The 24,926-nt window shown below is 47.8% G+C and carries 29 protein-coding genes; 14 read left to right on the top strand and 15 right to left on the bottom strand.

What is annotated here, in order from left to right:
- Genes K1Y79_RS00270 through K1Y79_RS00245 form a run of 6 tightly spaced genes read left to right on the top strand, consistent with a single transcriptional unit; the run spans position 1 to position 3,812 of the window.
- Positions 1–447 carry a 3-hydroxyacyl-ACP dehydratase FabZ family protein gene (locus tag K1Y79_RS00270; RefSeq protein WP_220247990.1) on the top strand — a complete coding sequence of 149 codons (447 nt, stop codon included), beginning with the start codon at positions 1–3 and terminating at the stop codon, positions 445–447.
- Entirely contained in the window at positions 440–1,711 is a 1,272-nt protein-coding gene (locus tag K1Y79_RS00265) for a beta-ketoacyl-[acyl-carrier-protein] synthase family protein (RefSeq protein WP_220247989.1), read from the top strand. Before K1Y79_RS00270 ends, K1Y79_RS00265 begins: the two co-directional genes overlap by 8 nt.
- Positions 1,712–1,716: 5 nt before the next feature.
- Positions 1,717–1,971, top strand: a complete 255-nt coding sequence (locus K1Y79_RS00260; RefSeq protein WP_220247988.1) for an acyl carrier protein — start codon at positions 1,717–1,719, stop codon at positions 1,969–1,971.
- Positions 1,968–2,507, top strand: a complete 540-nt coding sequence (locus K1Y79_RS00255; RefSeq protein WP_220247987.1) for a 4'-phosphopantetheinyl transferase family protein — start codon at positions 1,968–1,970, stop codon at positions 2,505–2,507. Before K1Y79_RS00260 ends, K1Y79_RS00255 begins: the two co-directional genes overlap by 4 nt.
- Before the next feature lie 42 nt (positions 2,508–2,549).
- Complete coding sequence (locus tag K1Y79_RS00250; protein ID WP_220247986.1) at positions 2,550–2,801, top strand: hypothetical protein; 252 nt, start codon at positions 2,550–2,552, stop codon at positions 2,799–2,801.
- Between the two features lie 42 nt (positions 2,802–2,843).
- On the top strand, positions 2,844–3,812 hold the full coding sequence (locus tag K1Y79_RS00245; RefSeq protein WP_220247985.1) for a TIGR03885 family FMN-dependent LLM class oxidoreductase: 969 nt from the start codon (positions 2,844–2,846) through the stop codon (positions 3,810–3,812).
- A gap of 97 nt (positions 3,813–3,909) precedes the next feature.
- Here K1Y79_RS00245 and K1Y79_RS00240 read toward each other — a convergent pair whose 3' ends face one another.
- Together K1Y79_RS00240 and K1Y79_RS00235 are read right to left on the bottom strand one after the other, a co-directional pair.
- Positions 3,910–4,299, bottom strand: a complete 390-nt coding sequence (locus K1Y79_RS00240) for an SPW repeat domain-containing protein (protein WP_220247984.1) — start codon at positions 4,297–4,299, stop codon at positions 3,910–3,912.
- A gap of 14 nt (positions 4,300–4,313) precedes the next feature.
- Positions 4,314–4,919, bottom strand: coding sequence for a DUF4142 domain-containing protein (locus K1Y79_RS00235; protein ID WP_220247983.1), 606 nt, complete (start codon positions 4,917–4,919; stop codon positions 4,314–4,316).
- A 109-nt stretch (positions 4,920–5,028) separates the two neighbouring features.
- On the opposite strand from K1Y79_RS00235, the gene K1Y79_RS00230 reads away from it, so the two are divergent.
- Positions 5,029–5,268: a hypothetical protein gene (locus K1Y79_RS00230; protein ID WP_220247982.1), complete on the top strand. Its 240-nt coding sequence runs from the start codon at positions 5,029–5,031 to the stop codon at positions 5,266–5,268.
- Positions 5,269–5,368: 100 nt separating this feature from the next.
- Here K1Y79_RS00230 and K1Y79_RS00225 read toward each other — a convergent pair whose 3' ends face one another.
- Together K1Y79_RS00225 and K1Y79_RS00220 are read right to left on the bottom strand one after the other, a co-directional pair.
- Positions 5,369–6,049, bottom strand: a complete 681-nt coding sequence (locus K1Y79_RS00225; protein ID WP_220247981.1) for a DUF421 domain-containing protein — start codon at positions 6,047–6,049, stop codon at positions 5,369–5,371.
- Positions 6,050–6,051: 2 nt separating this feature from the next.
- Positions 6,052–6,747: a DUF421 domain-containing protein gene (locus tag K1Y79_RS00220; protein ID WP_220247980.1), complete on the bottom strand. Its 696-nt coding sequence runs from the start codon at positions 6,745–6,747 to the stop codon at positions 6,052–6,054.
- Between the two features lie 197 nt (positions 6,748–6,944).
- Between K1Y79_RS00220 and K1Y79_RS29235 the strand changes: the two genes are divergently transcribed.
- On the top strand, positions 6,945–7,076 hold the full coding sequence (locus tag K1Y79_RS29235; RefSeq protein ID WP_262903152.1) for a hypothetical protein: 132 nt from the start codon (positions 6,945–6,947) through the stop codon (positions 7,074–7,076).
- Between the two features lie 310 nt (positions 7,077–7,386).
- On the opposite strand, the gene K1Y79_RS00215 is transcribed toward K1Y79_RS29235, so the two are convergent.
- The 3 genes from K1Y79_RS00215 to K1Y79_RS00205 form a co-directional block, all read right to left on the bottom strand.
- Positions 7,387–8,034, bottom strand: a complete 648-nt coding sequence (locus tag K1Y79_RS00215) for an HAD family hydrolase (protein ID WP_220247979.1) — start codon at positions 8,032–8,034, stop codon at positions 7,387–7,389.
- 2 nt (positions 8,035–8,036) lie between these two features.
- Entirely contained in the window at positions 8,037–9,218 is a 1,182-nt protein-coding gene (locus K1Y79_RS00210; RefSeq protein ID WP_220247978.1) for an MFS transporter, read from the bottom strand.
- Positions 9,219–9,380: 162 nt separating this feature from the next.
- Positions 9,381–11,831, bottom strand: a complete 2,451-nt coding sequence (locus K1Y79_RS00205; RefSeq protein ID WP_220247977.1) for an MG2 domain-containing protein — start codon at positions 11,829–11,831, stop codon at positions 9,381–9,383.
- Between the two features lie 118 nt (positions 11,832–11,949).
- On the opposite strand from K1Y79_RS00205, the gene K1Y79_RS00200 reads away from it, so the two are divergent.
- Positions 11,950–12,531, top strand: coding sequence for a Crp/Fnr family transcriptional regulator (locus K1Y79_RS00200; protein WP_220247976.1), 582 nt, complete (start codon positions 11,950–11,952; stop codon positions 12,529–12,531).
- A 441-nt stretch (positions 12,532–12,972) separates the two neighbouring features.
- Here the strand turns inward: K1Y79_RS00200 and K1Y79_RS00195 are convergent, their stop codons facing one another.
- From K1Y79_RS00195 to K1Y79_RS00165, 7 genes are all read right to left on the bottom strand, one after another.
- Positions 12,973–13,590 (bottom strand): alpha/beta hydrolase, encoded by a 618-nt coding sequence (locus K1Y79_RS00195; protein ID WP_220247975.1) that lies wholly within the window; start codon positions 13,588–13,590, stop codon positions 12,973–12,975.
- 20 nt (positions 13,591–13,610) lie between these two features.
- Positions 13,611–13,913 (bottom strand): GNAT family N-acetyltransferase, encoded by a 303-nt coding sequence (locus K1Y79_RS00190; protein ID WP_220247974.1) that lies wholly within the window; start codon positions 13,911–13,913, stop codon positions 13,611–13,613.
- Between the two features lie 10 nt (positions 13,914–13,923).
- On the bottom strand, positions 13,924–14,856 hold the full coding sequence (locus K1Y79_RS00185) for a ring-cleaving dioxygenase (protein ID WP_220247973.1): 933 nt from the start codon (positions 14,854–14,856) through the stop codon (positions 13,924–13,926).
- Between the two features lie 17 nt (positions 14,857–14,873).
- Positions 14,874–15,734 (bottom strand): pirin family protein, encoded by an 861-nt coding sequence (locus tag K1Y79_RS00180; protein ID WP_220247972.1) that lies wholly within the window; start codon positions 15,732–15,734, stop codon positions 14,874–14,876.
- A 23-nt stretch (positions 15,735–15,757) separates the two neighbouring features.
- Complete coding sequence (locus tag K1Y79_RS00175) at positions 15,758–16,069, bottom strand: response regulator (protein WP_220247971.1); 312 nt, start codon at positions 16,067–16,069, stop codon at positions 15,758–15,760.
- 10 nt (positions 16,070–16,079) lie between these two features.
- Positions 16,080–16,658, bottom strand: coding sequence for a nitroreductase family protein (locus tag K1Y79_RS00170; protein ID WP_220247970.1), 579 nt, complete (start codon positions 16,656–16,658; stop codon positions 16,080–16,082).
- A gap of 82 nt (positions 16,659–16,740) precedes the next feature.
- Entirely contained in the window at positions 16,741–17,460 is a 720-nt protein-coding gene (locus tag K1Y79_RS00165; protein ID WP_220247969.1) for a pirin family protein, read from the bottom strand.
- A gap of 331 nt (positions 17,461–17,791) precedes the next feature.
- On the opposite strand from K1Y79_RS00165, the gene K1Y79_RS00160 reads away from it, so the two are divergent.
- From K1Y79_RS00160 to K1Y79_RS00150, 3 genes are all read left to right on the top strand, one after another.
- On the top strand, positions 17,792–18,175 hold the full coding sequence (locus K1Y79_RS00160) for a hypothetical protein (protein ID WP_220247968.1): 384 nt from the start codon (positions 17,792–17,794) through the stop codon (positions 18,173–18,175).
- A 162-nt stretch (positions 18,176–18,337) separates the two neighbouring features.
- Entirely contained in the window at positions 18,338–18,529 is a 192-nt protein-coding gene (locus K1Y79_RS00155) for a hypothetical protein (RefSeq protein ID WP_220247967.1), read from the top strand.
- 19 nt (positions 18,530–18,548) lie between these two features.
- Entirely contained in the window at positions 18,549–19,445 is an 897-nt protein-coding gene (locus K1Y79_RS00150; RefSeq protein ID WP_220247966.1) for an SDR family NAD(P)-dependent oxidoreductase, read from the top strand.
- 21 nt (positions 19,446–19,466) lie between these two features.
- Here the strand turns inward: K1Y79_RS00150 and K1Y79_RS00145 are convergent, their stop codons facing one another.
- Positions 19,467–20,135, bottom strand: coding sequence for a class I SAM-dependent methyltransferase (locus K1Y79_RS00145; RefSeq protein WP_220247965.1), 669 nt, complete (start codon positions 20,133–20,135; stop codon positions 19,467–19,469).
- Positions 20,136–20,244: 109 nt separating this feature from the next.
- Here K1Y79_RS00145 and K1Y79_RS00140 point away from each other — a divergent pair, with 109 nt between their 5' ends.
- Positions 20,245–20,520 (top strand): hypothetical protein, encoded by a 276-nt coding sequence (locus K1Y79_RS00140; protein ID WP_220247964.1) that lies wholly within the window; start codon positions 20,245–20,247, stop codon positions 20,518–20,520.
- A 42-nt stretch (positions 20,521–20,562) separates the two neighbouring features.
- Positions 20,563–24,918: a CusA/CzcA family heavy metal efflux RND transporter gene (locus tag K1Y79_RS00135; protein WP_220247963.1), complete on the top strand. Its 4,356-nt coding sequence runs from the start codon at positions 20,563–20,565 to the stop codon at positions 24,916–24,918.
- Positions 24,919–24,926 lie beyond the last annotated feature (8 nt).

Raw genomic sequence — 24,926 nt, 5'->3', positions numbered from 1 at the left:
ATGACGATACAGTCAATTCTTGATAAACTGCCCTATAGTGATCCCTTTCGTTTTGTAGACGGTCTGGATGCTATAGATAGCAACAAGGTAACCGGGCACTTTACCTTCCGTGAAGACCTGGATTTCTACAAAGGACATTTCAAAGGATACCCCATTACTCCGGGTGTTATACTTACGGAAGTTGCTGCTCAGATAGGACTGGTATGTCTCGGTATCTATCTGACAGCAGAAGAGGAGCAGGACGGACAAATGACCTTCGGACTTACCTCCACAGAAATGGAGTTTATGCGGCCGGTAATGCCCGGTGAAAAGGTGTCCGTAGCTGCAGAGAAAGTATACTTCCGTTTCGGTAAACTAAAGTGCAGGGTTACAATGAGCAATCATACAGGAGAAGAAGTATGCAGTGGCGTTATTGCCGGAATGATCATTCGCAAATCACATGAATAAAAGAGTAGTAGTGACCGGACTAGGTGTAGCTGCACCCAATGGGGTGGGAATACCTGCTTTTGCGGCTGCAATAAAGGCTGGTACCTCGGGTATCCGGCATGATGCGGAACTGGCTGCCTTACAGTTCTCCTGTCAGATATCCGGGAAACCGGAAGTGCCGGAAAGTCTTCAACTGCAATACCTCGATCCGCTGGAGCTGAGAAACTTTAACAGTAATGGCATTATGTACGGTCTGATAGCCGGAATAGATGCATGGAGAGATGCACAACTGCCTGCAGGGCCGGATCTGCCGCCTGACTGGGACAGCGGGACGATCTTCGGCGCTGGTTCTGCTGGTGTTGATAAGCTGCGTGAAGCGATATATAAAGTCGATGCCATGAATGTGCGCCGTTTGGGGAGTACTGTTGTACCGCAGACCATGGCCAGTGGTATCAGTGCATGGCTGGGAGGAAAACTGGGCCTGGCTAACCAGGTGACGACCAATTCATCTGCCTGTACAACGGGTGCAGAAAGTGTGCTGATGGCCTATGACCGTATCAGGAACGGGCATGCAAAACGTATGCTGGCAGGTAGTACCAGCGATGCCGGACCATACATATGGGGCGGTTTTGACGGATTAAAGGTCTGTACCTTCAAACATAATGATGATCCGCAGGGAGGTTCCCGGCCTATGAGTGCGTCGGCCAGTGGCTTTGTACCAGGCAGTGGGGCTGGTGCCCTGGTGCTGGAATCGCTGGAAAGTGCCCTGGACAGAGGTGCTGTTATTTATGCGGAAGTACTGGGTGGGCATGTTAACTCAGGCGCACAACGCGGTGATGGCTCTATGACAGCACCAAACAGTATTGCGGTACAGCGTTGTATCAGGGAAGCTGTAAAAGCTGCAGGCATTGATGCCGCAGAGATTGACGCCATTAACGGGCACCTTACCGCTACTGGCAAAGATGCGCTCGAGGTGGAAAACTGGGCGGTTGCTCTCGACAGGAGAGGAAGCGACTTCCCCTATCTGAATGCATTGAAAGGAATGATCGGGCATTGCCTCAGTGGCTCAGGAAGTATTGAACTGGTAGCGGCCGTACTGCAACTACATGAAGGCTTCCTATTCCCGAACATTAACTGCCAAGATCTCCACCCTGAGATTGCGGCGATTGCTGCTCCCGAAAAAATACCTCAGCAATTGATATATAAAGATTTAAATTTGATTGCGAAAGCCAGCTTTGGCTTTGGAGATGTGAATGCCTGTGTGATATTAAAGAAGTACAATTAAAAACGATGGATAAAGAAACGCTGATCGCACAATTAAAAGAGATCGTCAAGCCGTACGCTAAAGACCAGGAAGCCTGGCAGCAGATCAATGAAAATACTGATTTCGTCAAAGACCTGAAGATCAACTCTGCTAACCTGGTAGACGTTATACTGGATGTGGAAGAACAATTCAACATTGTGATCGATAATGAAGCAATGGAACATATGCTGAATGTAAAATCAGCTATAGAGATCATTGAAGCCAAACTTGGCGGACAATGATCGGCAATGATATCATAGATCTCCGTCTGGCCTGCCAGGAAAGTAACTGGCAACGCAAAGGATATCTTGGCAAGATCTTTACAGCTGCCGAGCAGGAAATGATTCATCAGGCAGTAACGCCATCAGATATGGTCTGGCTGCTCTGGAGCTGTAAAGAAGCTGCCTATAAGATTGTTAACCGCATCTCAAATATCAGAGTATACAACCCCATTAAATTTGACTGCTCCCTCTCAGGGCAGCAGGAACAATCCATCACCGGTAAAATATACCACGCCGCTAAAAGCTACTCGTTTATCAGCCACAGAAGTCAGCACTGTATACATACCATCGCTGTTGCACATGAGATATTCTTTGACAGTCTTGACATATACACTGGTCATGACTGGCCGCTACACCTGCTCGATAAATGTGCGCTGATGAAAAACCAGGATGGTATACCCTATATGATGAACTGTTACAGCCATTCTCCGCTGCCTGTTTCTATTAGTCACCATGGCGAGTACTATGGTGTTGTCAAAAACAGAATACAGGTGTAACAGGTGCAGTTTTTGAAGATGGATTTCGTAAAGATATGACATATGAAGCTGAACGAAGATCTCATCAAGAAACTGGCTAAACAGTACACGCCATCATCCATGATCGACATGGAGTTCAGAGGAAACGATCTCTCTTTTAAAACAGACGATGAAGGCAACGCTATATTGCTCTTTATCGGAGAAAGAACTGCTGACGGCAATGTCAGGGGAGAACGCTATGCCCGCACTTTAAAGTACGATCGTGACGGTAACCGTATCAAAGACCACTGGGAGCTAAAAGGCAAGGCTACCTGATGTACAGGGCTATTTTGGTACAATGATGGTATGTTGTACAGTATGGCACAGATTACTTATCACGCATCTCATGAACAACATGCGCCATCAGCGCTCTTACAATTTGCGGTGGCTGCTGAACAGGCAGGATTTACAGCAATTCACTGCTCAGATCATTTCCATCCCTGGAGTGAAAGACAAGGACAAAGCGGTTATTCTTTCGCCTGGATTGCTGCCGCTTTGCAGGCTACCAAAGTACCCATCAGTATGGTATGCGCGCCCGGGCAAAGATACCATCCAGCTATTGTAGCGCAGGCTATCGCTACTATTGCAGAAATGTTTCCCGGCCGGTACTCTGTTGAGCTGGGCAGTGGTGAAGCCCTGAATGAATGTATCACCGGCGAAGTATGGCCACAGAAAGCGGAGAGGAATGCACGTTTACTCGAATGTGCAGATGTGATCAGAAGACTGCTGAAAGGCGAATTGGTAAACCGTACAGGGCGTGTTACGGTAAAAGAAGCGAAATTATATACTTTGCCTACTGTACAGCCCCCCTTGATGGTGGCTGCATTAACGGAAGCTACTGCGTCCTGGGCGGGTGCCTGGGCAGACGGGCTGATTACTGTAGCAGGCGATGATGAACAAATGGAAAAGATGATCAGCGCCTTCAGAAATAACGGGGGTGCTGATAAGCCTATTTATGTTCAAATGGCCTTTTCCTATGCACGATCTGAGAAAGAAGCGCTTGAGGTAGCCTTCGACCAGTGGCGCACTAATTTCTTCTCGCCAGAGGTACTGAATGAACTGTCTAAGCCTACCCAGTTTGACAGCGCAGCTACCTATATGAGACCAGAAGACCTGGAAGAGAAGATGCTTATTTCGGCGAGTACTGAAGAGTGTCTGAAGTATATACAGCATTATGTTGACCTCGGCTTTGACAGGGTTATTCTACACAATGTAAATAGGGATCAGGAGCTGTTCCTGCAGGATTTTAAGGATAAAGTGTTACCGCATATCCGCCTGCCGCAATAACAGCAGGTCACAGCGGTCATAAGGCAATATCATTGCAGATGCGGAGTAACAGGCTTCGCATCTGCTTTTTGCTATTACAAACTGTCTTGCCAACTGCCTAATAGTTGTGCGCAGTTCTTCTGAACATTTCCTTCCCTAATGGAAAAGGCGTACGGTCGGTAGCAAGACCTACCAGTACCTGCATCAGTCCAAGCAGAAGATGCGGTAACATCACTGTTTCTCTGAACCCGAATATCCATGGCGAAAAGGCTAATACTAACCCTGCCAGTGTATCTACCGTCAGGTGGGTCTTCATGCTGATTACGCGGAATATACCTCCCTCATAATTAGTGAATACCGATAGCAGCAACATGGTCATTCCGTTAATGATAGCCATCCATGGGGCCGCACTACCATCGTGGAACTCAAATATCCAGGGTGAAGCTACGAGTAATACACCCGTAGCATAATCAAATATTGTGTGTGTCTTTGTGCTGATTAACGACATAACAATACTGTTTACTATTGGTAAGATTCAACATCGTCAAACTGTTCAGGCGCATATTGTTTACGAACGTCTTCCAGTATATGTCTTGCTTCTTCCAGGTGTGCTGATACAATAGGTAATGTCTTCTTTGCATAGTTCTGTAATGCAGTGTCCTTCATATTGTGAGCAGCGGCATCCAGCTTTTCCATTGTCTCCTGATGTTCACGTACCATCCGCTTGATAAAGGCTCTGTCAAAGGATTTATCCTTTTTCTCTGCCATCGCTGAAATATCTTTCATTTCTTCTGCGGATAGCCCGGTAGGGACAGTTACTCCCGATTTATAACAGGCCTGTTGAAGGTCGGCATTTGATTGTGTATGCGCAGTGACCATTTTCTGGCCAAATTCCTTAAGCCGACCGTAGTTGGCGTTTGTTTGTGCCAGCTTACCCAACTCTATTTCACGCAGGTTAGCAGTTGCTGCTGTAGTGGCAAATTCTACTGCTGCATTATCTAAATGGTCCATACTCTCGGTCATGGCATCGGCGCTATCTTCCCTGGCTGCTTCCTGACTCTTTACTTCTTTATTCTGACAGGCAAAGAGCAGGCATACGACAGAGATTGCTAAGGTTAGTTTTTTCATAAACAGATTGTTTACAGTAGGTGCTTCAAAAAAAGTACCATCAGAGCTGGCATAGTTTTATTAGAGATAATAGCATTAAACCGGATTTTCTCACTCAAAAACACATCGTATGAGCACACTACTTAACAAGGGTCATGAAGAAGGACCAGTAGCAAAAGCGATTGAAAACCAAACGGCGAAACTGCCTTCAGATACATATCTGTGGGCCGCGGTAGGGGCAATGGGTGTATCTTTGGCTCTGCAATGCCTTAAACAGAAGCACGTAAGCCTGTTTATAGGTCAGTGGGCTGCTCCTTTTCTGTTGATGGGTATTTACAACAAAATTGTCAAGGTAGAGGGCAATGATTAACCGTTGTTTGTTTAAATGAAAAAGTCTGAATGTTTATGACATTCAGACTTTTTTTTTGCGGGTACATACTTGCCATGAAGTGTTACCGTTTGTACACGTATCAGCAAACTGCCTTTGTCTTTTCATTTGCTCCGCAGGCGGCACAGTCCTGATTTCCAGGGGCAGCATCTTCTCCGCAATAGCTACATAGCAATATATCTTTCGCTTGTCGCTGCTCTTCCAGAAAATCTTTGTCAAACGCTGGTATCACTGATAATCCGGGTTTGGCATCTGTATGGCGTAAAACAGTGAATGCACCATTAGCTTCCATATACATCCGTTTTACCTGCCCCAGGTGTAAGATCTTCTTCGCTCTCAGCTGTGCCATGAGCTGTTCACGGCTGATACGTGCTTTCTTCATCTCTTTCATCTTCAAGCAACCGTCTTCTACCAATGTACTGATATATCCCTGAGACAGCCGTTCTATTCTTTGGCTCCTTATGCTGAGCCAGGCTACCAGTCGCTGCACGCATACCACGACTATTGCTATCACAAGTCCTGGCAGAATGCCTCTGTCTGGCGTAAACATCGGTATACCTATCGCTGCGGCAAGCGTAGAGATAGCAGCAAGCTCATTACGCGTTAACCGGGTGGCCATCCGCTTACCCATTATGCGCAATGCGCCCATCAGGATAATGTACACAAATATGCCCCGGATGAGTATTTCTATAAAAAATTCAGGCGGCGTATCTCCGGTAAGTATGCGGCCTATGTCTTCCAGTTTGATTGCTGATTTGTCCATGATTATTTCTGTATTACTGCATTTTCCCATTCACTATTGCCACATGCCCGGCAACTATCCTGATGTTCTTTGCTGGTTACATGTCCGCATCGGGTACAGGCTAATTCACCGGCGTCGCCGTTCTTCTGAAGTTCGGGTTGTAAGTCCTTGTCTATTTTCGGCATAATACTATATCCCGGGCGGGGCTTGTCAAACCTGTAGATGCTGAAGTTGCCGGTTGCTTCCTGGTAAAGTCGCTTTACTTCTCCCAGCTGAAAGATGCCTTCTTCCCGTAAGATGGCAAATAGCTGTTCTTTCGATATGCGTATTTTGTCCAGTTCTTTCACCTGTAGTTCGCCATCTTTGATCAGCATGCTCATTTTACCTTGTGTGAGCGCTTCTGTCTTTTTACTTTTGAAAATAAACCAGGTAATTCCGCGCTGGAATCCCAGCACAAACAATAGCATTAACATACCGTGCAGGATACCTCTTTCGGGCATCTGCATGGGCACAGATATGATAGCACCCAATGTAAGCATCACTGCCATTTCTGTAATAGTCAGTTGTCCGCTCATGCGCTTACCTAACAGCCTGATGATGACTAACAGGAATATGTAAATAATGAGGGCTCTGATGAGCACCTCCACGAGAAATACAACGGGCGCGTTGCCATACAGCAGGCGTTCCCAGTCATTTAAATGAATTGATTGCGGGTCCATGATGAATGTAGTTTATGATAATATTGATAAGGCTCCTGCGTTTACCGCAGGAGCGCTTACGCTACGATACACAGTAGAAATTGTGCTCATTATATCAGATGCCTGTTTAACGTTTAGTACCGTCCGGCTCCTATCCGGAAGCGGCATTGTTATTTTATTGGCGAAGGCCTAACATTGTTGTTGTTTGACTTAAACTGATGCATAAATATATCTTCGCACACGTCAGAACATCGCCGGCAGGCTTCTGCACATATGCGCGTGTGCTCGCTTTCCCACTGTACGTGGGCTTCGCATACCTGCATGCAATGGTCGCAGACATCTATACATAGCTGGCATTGTTTTTCACTGAACGTCCCTTCCAGGCTCATTACAGCTACGGTCGCACGACAGATAGCGGCGCACTCAAGTAATGAAGTAATACAATCTTTTAATTTTTCAGGGTGTTGGTTTTTCAACATCGCAGCAATACCGTAATCACATGCTAATGAACATGCCGCACATGCTTCTGCACACTTCTGTAATTCCTCTCTATTCATATAATTACATTAAAACAGCAATAAAAGTCTTCCTGTTAATGTAACAATCAATATGCCTGTGTGCCAGGCTGATGGCTGAAAAACATGCGGGAAGATATCCCGTCTATAGATGGAGCAGGGGTAACAGGTCTTTCATATCATAAAATATAGTAGCACCTTCTTTTCTGAGCTCGTCACCGTTGAATGGTTTGGCATAACCCAGTATCTTAAAGCCGCCTCTTTGTGCGGCAATAACGCCCGCTTTACTGTCCTCTATCACTACACATTCGGCAGGAGCGAAACCCATCTTCTCAGCCGCATATAAAAATATACCCGGATCTGGTTTCCAGCTGTTGATCTCATAGCCACTAAATATCCGCTTGCCGTCTGCGAAGTATGGATACAGGCCCGTCAATGACAGATTCAGTTTCATTTTCTCCATCGGCCCGCTGGATGCAACGCAGTAAGGTATACGAAGACGATCAAGCACTGCTTTAATTCCATTTACCGGGCGCATCTCTGTCTTAAACACTTCATAAGAGCGGGCACGGAACAGTTGCTCAAAATCTTCAGGGAAAGGGCTGCTTGCTTTCTGCTGCAATATCTTAATCCCCTCTCTTAACCGGATGCCGCTGAACTCTTCCACTGCTTCCTGCAGATCCATGGAGACGCCGTATTCGGATGCCATATCCAGCAATACTCTTACGCCAATTACTTCGCTATCCACCAATACGCCATCACAATCAAAGATGATACATCCGGGTCTATGCATGTTTACGCTTTTATACTTTCATTTATTGTCGTTGTCTGTGCGGCCTCCTTTACCTGTAATATCAATACGGTGATTAATATCCCGAATGCGGCCATTACGGCAAATGCCCACCTCATACCTGCTGCTTCTGCCAGAAAACCGACTACAGGCGGTACCACCAGGAAACCCATATATCCTACGGTAGATACTGCTGCTATGGCTGCACCACTATTCATGCTGGTAGTCGTTGTGGCCATCCTCAGCACCAGCGGTACCACACATGATACGCCGAAACCAATCATCATAAAGCCTATACTTGCCGTGATGGTGTAAGGGGCAACGGCCGATAGCATAAATCCGCACAGTACCAATATACCGCTATACTTAATCATCGCAGGCACACCCACCTTGTTTACCAGGCTATCTCCTGTGAACCGTCCGGTACTCATGGCAATCATATAAATGACATAGCCGGCGGCTATCAGCTTTTCCGGCGGATGTACTGCCTCCCGGAAGAAGATGTTACTCCAGTCATACATCGTTCCCTCACAGGCCATTACCGCAAAGGATATCAGGCCAAACTTCATCAGGTGCTTATCCGGCCATATGAACCGTTTGGTATCTGCGCTTCTGGTAGGCGGCTGGTGCGGACTATCCGGGAAGGCCAGGAAACCCATAATTGTCATCAGTACAGAAACGCCTGCAAAATGCCAGGACGGGGCTATGCTGACATCTACCATTATCGCCCCCAGCGCTGCTGCTGCAAAACCTGCCAGGCTCCACACTCCATGAAAAGTAGTAATTATTGACCGATTATACAATGCCTGTACCGCAACAGACTGTGCATTCACAGATATATTCATCAGATTTCGGGAAGAACCGAAACAGAACAATACCAATCCCAGCTGCCATGGCTCAGTTACTACGCCTATCAGCCCCAGCATCAGGTTAAATATCAGTACGCCTATCATCATAATATTCCGGCTGCTATGCCGCTGTAACAAGTAGCCGGTGACAGGCAGTGTCAATACCAGCCCTATAGGCAGCGCAAACAGGAAGAACCCCAGTTCGGCCTTGTTCAATGACAGCTGACGCTGAATATCTGGTATCCTGGAGGCCCAGCTGGAGAAACTGAAACCTGAGATAAAGAAGAAGGCAGCAGTTGCCAAACGTGCAGCCCGGGGAGAGGAAGGTGCTTTTGTCATCACCCTGCAAAAATAGTCAGGAATCGGGAAACTGGAAGGAGGAAATGAAGTGTACCATCATAAGACGGTGTAAAATACAGCAGGCCGCCCCATATAGTAGGAAGCGGCCTGCTGCTATTACTGACAGGAACCCGCGAACTACCGGTTCCTGCATATGTTTGATTAAAACACCTGCTCTACGCGGCCCACACGACCATCAGCAGAGATACCTTCTACTACTATTCTGAACTTCTTGGAGAAGTCATTATTGTAGAAGTGGATCGTTCTTGCATAGGTGATGGAGTCAACAGAAATATACGGACTCCAGAACAACGTAAGTCGTTTGTCAGGCAATTCGTGTACTTCTTTCTTCACCGCATAATCCGGCGAATAGAACTCTTTCACCAGGCTGTAACCTGCTTTCTTCATACGCTCGAAGCCCCGGAAGTTCTGGTCGCCGGCATTGTCGCCACCTTTCTTGGTATACACAGCAATCGCACCGCCTGCGCCTCCACCAAAGCCGCCCATGAACGGCGGACGGAATACTTTCACCAGCGCAATATCATTCACGTTAACGTTAGCCAGCATACTTGCGTCAGAAGGCATCTCGTTCAGGTACAGCGACGGTGCTGCGCCTCTCCATGACATAGAGGGATTATTAAGGTCTCCGGTAATATTCAGCCCTGCTACTTTCGCCTGCAGGTACTGGAATATGTTCATCTGGTAAGGCGTCTCCTTGGTCAGGTCGAAGGTGTAACCATCTCCGGAAGCAAACATGCCCGATGTATAACGCTGTTCGGTGGTCTGCGCCGGTGTGATTTTCTTATCGCGGATGTTCACCTCTTTCAGGTAAACGGTCTTGTTAGTAATGGCCCTGTTCACCTTGTTGCTTTCATTGGCTGTAGTCAGGAAGCGGGTCATCGCTGCATTATCCAGTCCCAATGGTACGCGCATAGGGTATGGAGTATTTACCTGCGGTGATCTGTCAAAGAAGTGTTGCTCAAATGTTACCTGCACATCTTTCCACCGCTTCTGTTTGTCATTCCCCTGGAAGTACACCAGTACGGTGTCCATGAACTGCATATTGGCTATCTCAAACTCACCTTTGTCATTTGTTTCTGCGGAGCTGAAGGAGGTAGTACTATCCAGCGGCTGCTTGAAGATGAAGTCTACTTTACCACCTACCAGTGGATAACGGCCGGTGTTGGTGACAGCTGTACCTTTCAGCGACATGCCCTGTTCATATGGATATTTCAGCTGAGGCATTTCGTTGTTCAGCAGTTTCTTCCAGCTGAACCGGCTCCAGCCGTTTGTCAGCATCACCAGGTCAATGGCGTCAACAGTGGCTTTGGCGGTATCTCTGAAATACCAGGCCGGGTTATATACATATCCTTTCAGGTCTGCTGTCATCAGGAGGGTAGACAGGATGTTGTGTTCATCCGGATCTTTCAGCACCTGCTCTGCATCCGTAATAGAGATAGACATACTGGTCTGCATGCTGTCGGGTGCAAACAGTTCGATGGAGCTTTTGCCTCTCGGCGCGTTACTGATCTCTGCATTCATGAAGCTGAGGTCAATCTGGTCAGCCTTTCTTACAAATGCCAGGCGTTCAGATACCGGCAGGCCTTTGTTGCTGAACAGCGTAACGTGTAAGATACCGGTAGGGAGAGACTGGGTAGGGACAAAGCCGCTGATCCTGCCTTCCGCTACGTTAAGTACTGCTTTGTAGATCAGCTGATTCTGCATCTGGGCAATCACCATCATGTGATGGTAGGCGGTATCATCCGGATTGGCCAGTGTTGCCTGGTAGAAGATGCGGTTACCCCGGTTAAACAGCTTGAGGGCTACGCCTTCTGTAGCTGCTGCCGGCAGGTCTATTGTTCTTTGCTGACCGGTGGCTGATTGGATTACGGCTTTATACTGTTCACCTGCGGCAGGCGTCAGCTCGAAAGTACCCATACCATCATGTACGGTTTTGATCTCTGCAACGGTCTCATTCTTACCATTCTTTACAGCGCCGGTAACAGCGATCGGATAACCACTCTGATCTACCGCCTTGAAGGCTACCAGGCCGGCATTGTTAGCCAGCATATTTCCTCCTTCCGGGAAGAACTGCACGGCAAAGTCGCGGGTAGTCGCGGTATCTTTCGGCATGGTATTCTTCCTGGCTGGGTCAAGTATCTCTATGTTTTTATAGAAAAGGAATGACGGATCATAGTTGAGCATCCAGGCGGTATAAGCACGGATCTGGTAGTGGCCTGTCTTCAGATTTTCCGGTAGTTCCAGGTCGCCCGCAGCAGAAGCGCCCTGGGCGGGCAGACGTTTTTTCGTAACAACGTTGCCATCCTTGTCCAGCAGTTCTACATAGAGTATCGCTGCGGCCAGCGATGGCTGGTTCTGCAACATGATATATGCCTTGAACCACATCGTTTCGCCGGAGGCATAGATGTCTTTGTCAAAATGCAGGTACACCTTTTCCTGCGGATAACGTTTTGAGAATAGCGCCAGTGCATTTGTAACCTTATCCTGCCAGTCGTCAGCCGGCAATAGTGAGAATGCTGTCAGTACACCCGCCGAACAGATAGGGATGATCCATTTCAGCCGGGTGAACCTCTTTAACGATGAAAATTCCATGCGGGACGATTTATTAATAACTGTCTAATTTACTATCAAAAACTAAGCGCTTTGCTTATTATTGCGGTTGAAAGTAAGCATTTAAGTAAAATTTAAGACAACCGCCCATCAATATACTATGTTCGGCCCAATTGACCAATTCGTTGCACGGTTTATTCAGCTTACGCCGGAGGAGCTGGAAATCTTTCATTCCCTGCTGGAATACAGGAAGGTAAAGAAAAAGAGCTTCCTGCTCAGAGAAGGCGAAGTGTGTGATTATGAAGCATATATCCTGAAAGGGTGTGTGCGTACCTTTTATGTAGACAAACAAGGGGCCGAGACTAACCTCACTTTCGCTATCGAAGACTGGTGGGTGGCAGATCTGGCCAGTTTTACCGAGCAGCAGCCCTCCCGGCAAAACATTGAGACACTGGAAGACTGCGAACTGCTCACTATCAGTTATAAAGATAAAAATACCCTCTACGAACAGGTGCCAAAGTTTGAACGGCTGTTCCGCCAGCTCTTACAACGCACTGCCAGCGTCATGCAGCAACGTATCTATGCCTCTATCTCACAGACGGCCGAAGAACGTTACCTGGCCTTTCTGGAAAAATACCCTGCCATTGTACAGCGGATCCCTCAGCACCATATTGCCAGATATATAGGCGTATCGCCCGAGTTCCTCAGTAAGGTGCGGAGTACCATGTACCGGAAGCCCTAATCCGGCTATATACCAGGGAATCGATGCTCAAAACTGCTGATTAACAGCATATTAGTTCTCTGCGTCTCCGCGCAGCAGCATACCTGCTGCCACTTTTTGCCGGCAACCAGCGCAGCCGGTTGCGGGACATGTATGCCTGCTACCTGAAACTTTCCTTCCCGGATGGCAGTCCTTTGCCGCTTACTGGTAAAGTAGATCCCTTTGTCCCTGCTTGATCACGTTTCATTCTCCTAACTTTCAGGTCACCATCAGTACACTAAAAGGTCACCTCAATATCCCCGGGATATCCAAGTGACCTTCTAGCGACCTCTTAGTGTACTGGAAATGCCCTGTTGGTATAAAAGAAAGACCCTGTTCAGGGATATAGCCAGGCTATAACAAAAACGGGGATATGGCCGTATCCGCCACATCCCCGCCATAAGCTGGAAAGATATATGTTGATTACTTGAAAACCAGTTGGTTAGCCAGGTTGATTTCGTCCTGACTGATGGTGTGACCCATATTGTTATAGATGTTAACCGTAATATCAGCTCCCATTTCTTTGAGTACCTGCTCAGAGGCCTTTACGCGGTCAACCGGTACATGGGGGTCAGGGTTGCTGGTGCCGATAAAGACAGGGCTACCACCAAAATTACCGGTGTAATTTTCCGGGTAAATCTTGTCGCCGATCAGTCCACCGGTGAAGGCGACTGCGCCACCGTATTTTGTTGCATGGCGGGTGATAAATTCCAGCGTCAGACATGCGCCCTGGGAAAAACCCAGGAAGTAGATGTTTTCCGGCTGGATGCCGTCAGCTACCACATCTTCCACCAATTCTTTCAGTACGCTCAGTGCAGACGACAGCCAGGGTTCATTCTGTGCCGGCGGCATGAGGAATGAATAAGGATACCAGGTATTGCCGGCGGCCTGTGGGGCCAGCAGTGCATAGTCCTTCACATTCAGGTAGTTAGCGAGTGAAAGAATATCCTCTGCACTACCTCCACGACCATGTATCATGATCAGCGCCTTTGCTGCTTCCGTTGTCTTTTTCCCTGCTGTGATAATATTCTTCTTATGCATAACTTCAATGATTCTATTCGTTATTCTCCTTCCTGTTTCAACCAGATGTCCGCATATTCATCGGGATGTTTTTTGAACTGTGCGTGTACGTAAGCACATAACGGTCTGACTTTCAGCTGATGTTCCCTGGCATATGCCACCATACCATTGAGCAGTACCCTGGCCAGTCCTTTGCCTTCGGCCTGTGGGATAATCTCTGTATGATAGGCAGTGAGTACGCCACCATCTACGGCGATCACCATTTCACCGGTCTGTTCGCCTTCATGCATCAGGTAAAAAGCGCCGTGGTTTTTGGCATTGAGCCTTATTACAACTTCGTCCATGGTAGTCAGATTAAAGAACAGGTAATACTTTTTCGATATCTGCGCGGATAGATTCATACTGTACCGGCAGTTTCAGGTGCTGTCCCAGCTGATCCAGCGGCTCATCTACGGTGAAACCCGGATTGTTGGTCGCCAGTTCAAACAACACGCCGCCTGGTTCTCTGAAATAGAGAGAGAAGAAGTAGTCGCGGTTAATCTTCTGGGTAATGTTCAGTCCTTTTTTAAGCACCTTATCTCTGAAGTTCATCAACACTTCTTCATTGTCTACGCGGAAGGCAATGTGATGGTTGGTACCGCCACCACCTTTACCGGCAGCTTCTTTCGGTGATTCGATCAGATCGATGATAGCAGCTTCCTGCACTGCGTCAGTGATAAAACGGTGACGGTTGCCTTCCTGTTCCAGGAATGTATATCCGAGTACATCGGTAAGGATTGCGGCAGTAGGGCCAATGCTTCTGAGGTTCAGTGCTACGCTGTGGAAGCCTTTGGTGGCATGTGCTGCTTTCACGTCGGTTGTTTCCCAGCCTTTGCGGTTATCAGCATTTTTAGGTACGATCAGGTTCAGTTTCAGTCCATCCGGATCTTCAAACGGAAGGTACTGTTCTCCGAATCTTTCTGCGATCGGACCGTGTACTACGTTCTTTGCTGCGAAGCGCGCCGCCCAGAACTCCAGGCTGCCTGCAGGTACTGCATATCCTATTTCAGTAGCCATACCGGTACCGTTCTGTCCACGGCCAATACCTTCCCACGGGAAGAATGTCAGGATGGTGCCCGGTGTACCATGTTCATCACCGAAATAAAAGTGGTAAGTACCCGGATCGTCGAAGTTGACTGTTTTCTTTACGAAGCGAACACCCAAAGTATCTGTATAAAACTGAAGGTTTCTCTTTGCATTATCAGCAATGGCTGTAATGTGGTGCAGGCCTAATATTCTATCTTCCATAAAAAATGTTTTAAAGTTTAATAATCCAGTTTGCCAAAGCGTCCATTCTTATAATCTTCCATTGCCTGATCCACTTCCTCTTTCGTATTCATAACGAAATTGTCTTTAGCAGCCACTGGTTCGTCGATCACTGCTGCGGAGAGGAACAGCACCTGGCTGTCTTCATTGGCGGCCACAGAAAACGTGGTGCCTTTCCGGTCAAATACTACCAGGCTATGTTCCGGAACAGGAGTAATATCATCAATTGTAACACGTCCATGCGCTACGTAGAGCAGTGTCCAGTAATCTTCTGTTACATTGAACTCAATCTCTTTACCATTTGCTATTTCGCCCACTGCTGCTGTTACAGGAGTGAAAGATATATTCACAGGTCCTGTTTTGCCATCCAGTTGGCCGCTGACCAGTCTCAGATGCACGCCTTCCTGTTCATATACCAGTGGCATTTCTTCTTTGCTGACGAACTGGTAGCGGGGATCGTCCCATTTATTTGCTGCGGGCACATTTACCCACAACTGAAGAAACTCCATTGTGCCGCCGTTTTCATGCATCTGCGCTGAAGGGCCTTCACTGTGAAGGATGGCCTTACCTGCAAACATCCATTGCGCATCGCCACCACGGATAATCTGGTCATTACCTTCCGTATCTCTGTGATGGGCTTCACCCTGTAGCTGAAAGGTTACAGGTGCGAATCCACGGTGAGGGTGGGGGTGAATCCTGTTGTCAGATCCGGGAGGAACAACATCCGGTCCGCCGTGGTGTAATACGATAAACGGATTAGCAAAGCGGAAATCCGCATGCGGTAACGGTTGTAATACCGTTTCTGTAGGAGTGATGTTCTTTGCTCTTCCGGCAAGGATGTGTGCAATGTTCTTTTTCATAGCAGCAATTTTAGACGGAGCTTTTATTTATTCTCCAGTGCGTATAGTATTTCGTTTTTCAGTAAACCGCTACCGCCGCCGTAATGTCTCTTCACAATGCTACCTGGTGTGCGTTGCTTAAAGTGCGCAGTCAGTATGGCTTCTTCTTCCGGCGTAATGCCTGCGCAAAGCAATACGATATCAAACTGCTGCTCTTCAAAGGCTGACAGGGCAGCTTCGTTGGTGGTCACAGCCAGTCCGGTCCAGTTGTCGGGTGTATTGAGCAGGCGTTGCATCACGGTCATGATTTCAGCGTTTCTGCCAATAGCCAGTATATGTAGTTTTCCGGTATCCATTTCACTTGCTTTAGTCCAGGTGAGCGGCAATTGTAGCGATAGGATTGCGGCTTCTGGGTGTTAATTCCCTTGTTTTGTATGGTTCTTCCAGTTTTTCAGCATCATCGATATAACCCAGTGCGATGATAGAAACCGGTTCTTCATTTGCAGGCAGCGCTGCTACTTCACTCGCCTGTTGTTTGTTAAACCCTGCCATGATATGACCATATACCTCCATCTCAAGTGCCTGTAACAGCAGGTAAGAAGTTGCCATACCTACATCGTGCATGTAGTAATGATTTTTCTGTTGTGTATCCGGCGTTTCACGTATACCGATGGTTGCTACCAGCGCCGCTGCATTTTTAGCCCATGGCTGGTTACCGGGAGCGAGTGTTGCCAGTAGTTTGTCAAAACCGGCAGTGCCACGTAAAGCATATATAAACCTCCATGGTTGTGAATTGTTTGCACTTGGTGCCCATGTACCGGCTTCAAGGATGGTCTCAAGCGTTGCCTGGCTTATATCCTTCGCAGAGAAAGAGCGTGGGCTCCACCTGTTTTTAATCAGATCAATTACTTCATTTTGTGTAGTGGCAATCTTGATTGAAGACATATTTGTAAGTTTATATTTGATGTTTACGTTAAGCAAAGGTATAATTATCAATGCTGGCATTTCCGGCAATGAGTTGTCGATTTCAACTGAACATAGGTATATCTATCACCAGTATCTCTGCATTATCTTCCAGCGCGGTGATGTTGAACTGCTGCTCATCCTGTATACCATATCCATCTCTGGATTCCAGTAACTGACCATTCACAGAGAAGGCCCCACTGATCACAAACAGGTATACCCCGTTGCCCTGTTTTCTGACCGCATATTCAGTCGATGTGTTTTTGTCAAACCTGCCCATATGGAACCAGGCATCCTGGTATATCCAGGTACCCTCGCCGTTCCGGTCAGGAGAGATCAGTTGCTGCAGACTGTTTTTTCTTTCCCTGATATTGATGGTTGCCTGGTCATAGCGGGGGGCAACGTTTAACTGATTGGGAAACAGCCATATCTGCAGAAAGCTGGCATGCTTGTCAGCATTGGCGTTGTACTCACTATGGAATACGCCGGTGCCGGTACTCATCACCTGGATCTCTCCGGCTTTGGTGATTACAGTATTACCAAGATTGTCTTTATGTTCCAACGCGCCTTCCAGCGGAATGCTGATAATCTCCATATTATCATGAGGATGGGAGTCAAAGCCCCGGCTACCAGCTACAATATCATCATTTAACACTCTGAGTGCTCCGAACTGCATCCTCTCCGGATTATAGTAATTGGCAAAACTGAAGGTGTGATGGCTGTCTAACCAGCCATGATTCGCATGTCCGCGGGTTGCTGCCTTATGTAATATCGTCTTTGCCATGATTTGCTTTGTTTATATGTTGCAACAAATATACGACAGTATCAGACAGGAATCCATTAATGTAGCTTAAGAAAACGGGGAAGGGTGGGAGCGGGGCTGATAACAAATACGGCTGGTAATGACGGCAGTCAGGATCTATTGGCTGACCGGGGCGTAACTTTACAGCGCATTCATGATGATATACAGGAGGATAGCTATTGTGAGCTCCAGCGCCTGCTATCTCATCAATAATTGCGAAACTGGCAACTAACGACCCGCTTATTTGTTTAACACAAGGAGGAACTATGCCCGGCCGACTGGATATCCTGTTAACTTATTAAACCGCAACACAATGGAAATCTATATCAGTGAAGAAGACATTCTGCTGAATATCCAGAACAAATTCCGTGAGGTATATCCTTACCTGAAACTTGAATGTTACCTGTGTCCGCATGCTCCCGGCGAACCATCTGATTATCATCAGCGGGTACCGGCAGATACACCTATTGAAGACATCCGCCTGGTCCATAGCTTCGGATGGGTGGACATTGGAGCGCATCGTACTGTAGCTGATGTGGAAAGGGACTTCTACCGGGATATGGGACTGGCTATACAGGTTTTCAGGCGGAATAAAGCCAAATGGCTGCAAACGACGAAGACAGATGGGCTGACATTGGGTGAGCAGAATGCGATGGGAAAAGAAAGTCTGACAACTGAAACAGAACAGGAAGCATAGTCTTGCCTGCTGTTATAATGCTTATACAGTAACAAATTCCACACTACTGTATCAGCAAGTATACAACTATGCCGGCTGACCACGCTTCCGGCTACCCGCTGGTATACATGGCTTGTTGTTTGTTCCATATATTTCATTGATCACCTTTAAAACTGAAATATCATGGGACAGGATAACAAAGACAAAGACCAAATGCAGAACGATCTTACTGGTAAAGCTGAACAGTCTGAACCAATCATTGACCAGACTGAAAGTGAAAGTCACAATAAAGGCGCAAAAGATGTAACACCGGAAGCGCATGAGGAGAAGAAAGAACTGAAGGAAGCTCCGGAAAGTCTGAAAAATTCCAAATAACGCTTTTAAACTCAATCTTATGCCAGTAGTGAACGTAAATAACCGTAATCAATATGCGCTGATCACAGGCGCTACCAGCGGCTTCGGATACGAATTGGCGAAGTTGTTCGCAAAGGACGGATTCAGTCTGGTGCTCGTCGCCCGGTCAGAAGAACGGTTGCAGGAAGTGACCAATGAACTCAAGCAACAATGCAGTGTTGAAGTAACACCCATTGCCACCGACCTTTTCCGCCCCGAAGCGGCGAAAGAAATATATGATGAAGTAAAAGCGCGAGGTATTAACATTAACTATCTGGTGAATGACGCCGGACAAGGGGAATGGGGTAAGTTCATGGAGATTGATCTGCAGCGTAGTCTGGATATCATCCAACTGAATATATCGTCGCTCGTTGCTTTAACCAAGTATTTCGGTACTGACATGGCTGCAAGAGGTGAAGGACACATTCTGCAGCTGGGTTCAGAAGCAGGCAAGGCACCCATGCCGCTGTTATCAGTGTATGCTGCTACCAAGGCTTTTGTGATCTCTTTCAGCGCTGCGATCAGCAATGAGTTGGAAGGGACAGGGGTGCATGTTACCGTGTTATTGCCAGGTGCAGCAGATACAGACTTCTTCCACAAAGCAAATATGGAACATACTAAAACTTATCGCGAAGAGTCTTTACAGACACCTGAAGAGGTAGCTGTGGATGGCTATGAAGCCCTGATGAGCAATGAAAGCAGGGTGATCTCCGGAGGTAAGACTAAAATGCATGTGTATATGGCAAATCTTATGAGTGATGAAGCCAATGCTGCTAACATGCGTAAACTCATGGAACCGTCGAAAGAGGAAGATGGCCGCGAACAAGCGGATCATGCCGCCTCCCGAAGAGAACGTGAAATGATTGGACAGGAATCGGGAGATATGAAAGAAAGATAGGCATCGCCTATCTTTCTTTTTTTAATGACGTGTGTGTAGTATACCTGCTGATAACGATTTACTATATACGGCGGAACGAATAAATTTCCCGAAATAAAAGCATTCAGTCGTCAGACTATACCCATTTGACTGAAATAGGGGTGCTACATTCTCCAGTGCGCCTGCCTCCACTTTACAAATTATCCTGAAGAAAGTATACATGGTATTCAACAGCACCTGTTGCCAGAATGGAGTATGCTGCTGGTAGTGAAAATCTGTAAACAGCCACCTGCCACCCGGTGCAAGCATATGATGCAGCTGCATGAATACCGGTGTGATACGCGCTGCGCTGAAGTTGTCAAACAGGAACGGCGTAATGATCACATCAAATTGCGACACACCTGCTTCTGCCGGCCGGAAGTCCTCAATTGCCTGGTGAATGAAAGTGACATTATTGGGCTGATAATGTTTTTTCTTTGCCTGCTCCAGCATCTTTGCAGAGATCTCTACATACCAGATATGCAGCCCCGGAGCAGCATGTGCAGCTATCTTCTCCAATATCCATCCGGTGCCGCCTCCTGCAATCAATATACGACTGTCAGCAGGGATGTAGGACAATAACGCTACCTGGGCATCCCGCTGTGAGGATCCGAATACGACGCGGCTTAACACATCGTAGTACCTGGCGATATTATCGTAATTGTTAGTCATTGCTGAGATAGTGTGTAAATTAGGAGAAAACGGGCAGGTGACAAACAACATGGTTGCAATCTTTTCCTTCTGTTAAATTAACCGATTGTCCTATATTTGGGCCGGCATTATGAAACTGATCACACTGGTCATATCCATCTACGTGCTGCTCATGGCAGTCATCCCTTGTTGCAATTTTGACAATTGCGAGGGGGACAGGCATGATGAGCCGCAAGGGATCTGCTCACCGTTTTTCAGTTGTCATAGCTGTTCTGTTCCTGTTGTACTGGAACGTACCATACATATTGAACCTGTAACCTCAGTTATTTATCCGGCTTACAGTGAATATAAGGCTGCATCACTGCCTGGATACACGGCCATCTGCTGGAACCCTCCCAAAGCATAATACATCGTTATTATTGCTTTTTTCATTTTATAAATTTAGTCCATGCTCGATAAGATCATCGGTTTTTCCGTGCGGAATAAACTGATCATAATGTTATTTGTCATGGGGCTGATCGCGTGGGGTATCTATGCCCTGAAGCGATTACCCATAGATGCGCTGCCTGATATTACCAATAACCAGGTACAGATCATCACCACGGCTCCATCCCAGGCGGCCCAGGATATTGAACGCCTGGTGACCTTTCCGGTGGAGCAGGCCGTTGCTTCCATCCCGGGTATTACTGAAGTACGTTCTTTCTCCCGTTTCGGTCTGAGTGTAGTCACCGTCGTATTCACAGAAAATATTGACGTTTACTGGGCCAGGCAGCAGGTCAGCGAACGGCTTTCCGCTGTCAGAGAGCAGATCCCGGCAGGGGTAGGTAGTCCGGAACTCGCTCCTGTTACTACTGGTCTGGGGGAGATATATCAGTACGTGATACATACCAAACCCGGTTATGAGGATAAGTACAATGCCATGGAGTTGCGGAGTATCCAGGACTGGATTATCCGCAGGCAGCTGCTGGGCGTACCCGGCGTGGCAGATGTAAGCGGCTTTGGGGGCTATCTCAAACAGTATGAGATAGCATTGGACCCAGAGAAGCTGCGTAGTATGAATCTGAGTATTACAGATGTATTTACGGCCCTTGAAAAAAACAACCAGAATACCGGCGGCGCTTACATTGATAAACGCCCTAATGCCTGGTTCATTCGCAGTGAAGGGCTGATCAGCAGCCTGGAAGATATCGGTAAAGTAGTAGTTAAAACACATAGCAGCGGCATCCCTGTGCTGATAGATAATGTAGGCAAAGTAGGTTATGGTCATGCCATCCGTTATGGTGCATTGACGCGTAACGATGAAGGCGAAAGAGTAGGAGCGCTGGTGCTGATGTTGAAGGGCGCTAATTCTTCTGTTGTGATCCGTAATGTGAAGGAGCGGATTGCGCAGATAGAAAAAACCTTGCCCGAGGGAGTGCTCATAGAGCCTTTCCTTGACAGGACCAAACTGGTTAATAATGCGATAGATACGGTCGTCCGCAACCTGGCTGAAGGCGCGTTAATCGTGATATTTGTACTGGTACTGCTGTTGGGCAATCTGCGGGCAGGCCTGATAGTCGCCTCTGTCATTCCCCTGGCGATGTTGTTTGCAGTGTGTATGATGAACCTCTTCAATGTATCCGGTAACCTGATGAGTCTTGGTGCTATAGACTTCGGTCTGATCGTAGACGGGGCCGTAATTATAGTAGAAGCGACCATGCATCACCTGGGATGGCGTAGTAATGGCCGGCCGCTTAACCAGCAGCAGATGGATGATGAGGTACATATTGCTGCCAGCAGGATGCGGAAATCTGCCGCTTTCGGAGAAATCATCATATTGATCGTTTATCTGCCTATCCTGGCACTGGCAGGAGTGGAAGGGAAGATGTTCCGCCCGATGGCGCAAACGGTCGCATTTGCCATCGCAGGGGCCTTTATCCTGTCGCTGACATATGTGCCGATGGCCAGTGCGTTGTTCCTGAGTAAAAAGCCTGTTACCAGAAAGAATTTTTCCGACCGGCTGATGGAACCACTATACCGTATCTATGCCCGGATACTGGGACGGATACTATTTTTCAAACGTACTGTAATACTGATAGCTGTGCTGCTCTTTGCGGGCAGCGTATGGATGTTTACCCGCCTGGGAGCTGAGTTTATACCTTCCCTGGATGAGGGCGACTTTGCAGTGGAAGTCAGACTGCTGACAGGTAGTAGCCTGCACGAGACAATTGATATTGCCGGCAAGGCGGCCGGCATTCTGATGAAGCAGTTCCCCGATGAGGTAAAAGAAGTAGTCGGGAAAATAGGCAGCGGGGAGATCCCGACCGATCCTATGCCTGTAGAAGCGTGCGACCTGATCGTCTCCCTGAAAGACCGGTCATCATGGACAAAGGCTGACAATAAGGATGATCTGGCAGAGAAAATGACGACCGCACTGGAGGCAGTTCCCGGTGTCAGCTTCGGCTTCCAGCAGCCCATACAGATGCGCTTCAATGAACTGATGACTGGTGCACGGCAGGATGTAGTGGTGAAGGTATATGGAGAAGACCTGGACCGGCTGGTGACTTATGCAGGGAAGATAGGTAATGTGGTAAGCGGCATCAGGGGCGCTACTGATCTGTATGTGGAACAGGTATCAGGTTTACCGCAGATTGTTGTGCAGTATCACCGGGACCAGATAGCGCGCTTCGGACTGAACATCGAAGATATCAACACCGTCATCAACACCGCATTTGCGGGTCAGCGTGCCGGCATCGTATATGAAGGCGAAAGACGCTTTGACCTGGTCGTACGTCTTGATAAGCAGAACAGGGCCGCACTGGAAGATGTATCCTCGCTGTATATCACAGCGCCTGATGGCAATCAGGTACCCCTGAACCAGGTAGCAGATGTGAGTCTGAAGATAGGGCCTAACCAGATACAACGAGATGATGCCAAACGGCGTATCACAGTAGGCTTTAATGTACGTGGCCGGGATGTGGAGAGTATAGTGGAAGAGTTGCAGCAGCAGATTGGCCGTGAAGTGAAAATGTCTCCGGGTTACTACGTTACTTATGGCGGCGCATTTGAAAATCTGCAGCAGGCGCGTTCCCGTTTGAAGATTGCCGTACCGGTTGCATTGCTGCTGATATTTATATTGTTGTATTTCTCCTTCGGATCATTGAAACAGGGGCTGCTTATATATACTGCAATCCCCCTATCAGCAGTTGGCGGAATCATAGCGTTATGGCTGCGGGATATGCCTTTCAGTATATCTGCTGCGGTAGGCTTTATTGCCTTGTTTGGTGTGGCCGTACTGAATGGTATTGTGCTGATTGCGGAGTTTAACTACCTGCAGGAAAAAGGGATGGCCAACCTGCGGGAGATCGTACTAACCGGCACACGCACACGTCTGCGGCCGGTAATTATGACTGCCACAGTAGCTTCTCTTGGCTTTCTGCCGATGGCATTGTCTCACGGCAGCGGCGCAGAAGTACAAAAGCCGCTGGCCACGGTCGTTATCGGTGGGCTGATAACGGCCACGCTGCTTACCCTACTGGTATTACCGTGTCTTTATATCATGTCAGAAAAATTCAAGTTACACATGATCTTTGATAAGAAACTCATGACAGTACTGTTGCTGTTAGGCGTACCCCTGTTATCCAAGGGGCAGCAGGCAGTGACGCTGGATGAACTGGTACAGGCAGGCCTGCAACAGAATAAAGGGGTGCAGGCTGCCGCCGCAAATGTGGACTACTACCGGCAGGTAAGAAAAACCGCCGGCGAGTTGCCCAAGACAGATGTGAGTCTGATGTATGGTCAATACAATAGTTATGTCAAAAGCGATAATAACGTCACCATTATTCAGAAGCTGCCCTTTCCGACAGTCTTCGGCGCGCGTGCTGCATTGTATGATGCGCAGCTGGAAGGAAGCAGGTTGCAGCAGGCGGTTACCAAACATGAGCTGGTGTACCAGATCAGACAATACTGGTATGAGCTGCAATATCTGTATGCTTACGGGCGGCTGATCCAGCAGCAGGACAGCGTGTACCAGCGCTTTGTGAAAGCGGCTGATCTGAAGTTCAGAACAGGTGAAAGCGGTATACTTGAAAAAACGTCAGCAGAGACAAGGCTGGCAGAGATCAGGCATATCGGCAGACAATTAGGGGCAGAAGAGCAGGTGTTACTGGCCGCGTTGCAGGGGCTGACCGGCTCCTCCTCGCCGTTGGTGATAACGAGAGATAGTTTGCAGGCATTGCCAGTGCCCTCTCCCGGAGATAGCGGCCGACTACGACGTTATCCCACGTTGCAATGGCAACAACAGCAGGTGGTGATACAGGAAAAGGAAAGAAAGCTGGAAGCCAGTGCATTACTACCCGATCTTTCCGTTGGTTACTTTAACCAGACACTGAGTGGTACGCTGTTGAATGGTACTGGTACCACACTGGCAGGTAGCGGCGACCGGTTTCAGGGATGGCATGCAGGCATCGCCGTGCCATTGTGGTTTGGGCCACTCAAGGCGAGGGTAAGGGCCGCTGAACAGCGCCGGAAGGAGGCAGACCTCAACTATCAGCAAACGGGTATTAACCTGACCAGCCGCTGGCAGCAGGCAGTCGCCAGCTTCTCCCGCTATCAGAGCAGCCTGGATTATTACCGGGAAACTGCCATACCCAATACCCTCCTGATGGAAAAGCAGGCATTACTTGGCTATGAGAAAGGAGATATCAGTTACACAACGTACCTGCTTAGTCTGCAGGAAGTATTTAATATCCGCGAAGCCTATCTGCAAACAATACGTGCATACAATAGCGCCGTACTGTCACTGGAAATGCTGAACGTACAATAAACCAACAG

This window comes from Chitinophaga rhizophila, from assembly GCF_019492185.1.
In the GTDB taxonomy this organism is placed as follows: Bacteria; Bacteroidota; Bacteroidia; order Chitinophagales; family Chitinophagaceae; genus Chitinophaga; species Chitinophaga rhizophila.
This window is presented reverse-complemented; position numbering and strand designations above follow the sequence as displayed.